Here is a 691-nt window from a genome sequence, read left to right as displayed (position 1 = left end):
GGGTCTTAGGAAGCAAACGCGATCAAAGCGGCTGTTCACGCAGTAATTTTAGCAAGGCCAGATAGATGTTTTCATGTCGATGATTGAACCTGAATTCGCACTCTTTCAGATGCAGCTCGAAAGTGTGTTTGGCGATGCCGTTGAACTGCGCCAGCCGCCGTTTGGCAAAGCTCCAGAAGGATTCGATTCCATTGACATGATGCTTGCCCTTGGCGAATTCGTTCTCACCGTGGTTGACCCTGAAATGCTTGTCAAAGCCGATGTCCACCAGCCCATCGTAGCCGCGCCAGCCGTCTGTATGGATGACGCTGTCGATGTTGGCTTTGCCCCGGATAATGGCTTGCAGCGTGGCTTTGGATGCGTTGGGGATAATTTCCGTGTAGACGCAGTCGCCGCGTTTGAGCAGACCGAAGACGATGGTCTTGCCTTGGGCTTCCACGCCCGCGTTTGCCACGTACCCGTCTGGCACCGAAGTAGGATTCGTCGGCCTCAAGCTCTCCAGTCAGCGGCGAGCGTTCAAGACACCATTGGCTCATGCGGCGTCTGATGCGCAGATAGATGTCGTTGACCGAACGCACCGATATGCCCGTGAGCGCGGCGCATTCGGTGGCGGTCAAATCCAGCGCAAAGTGGCGAACAATCTGACGAAATCTCGCTTCGCTGATTTTCGAACGTTTGAAGTACCTATTTT

At 54.3% G+C, this 691-nt stretch carries 1 pseudogene; it reads right to left on the bottom strand.

From position 1 onward, the window contains the following. Nucleotides 1-22 precede the first annotated feature (22 nt). Nucleotides 23-691: pseudogene (locus AXE65_RS06390) on the bottom strand (IS1595 family transposase); the annotation flags it as partial.

The organism is Ventosimonas gracilis, assembly GCF_001580025.1.
Taxonomy (GTDB): Bacteria; Pseudomonadota; Gammaproteobacteria; order Pseudomonadales; family Pseudomonadaceae; genus Ventosimonas; species Ventosimonas gracilis.
This window is presented reverse-complemented; position numbering and strand designations above follow the sequence as displayed.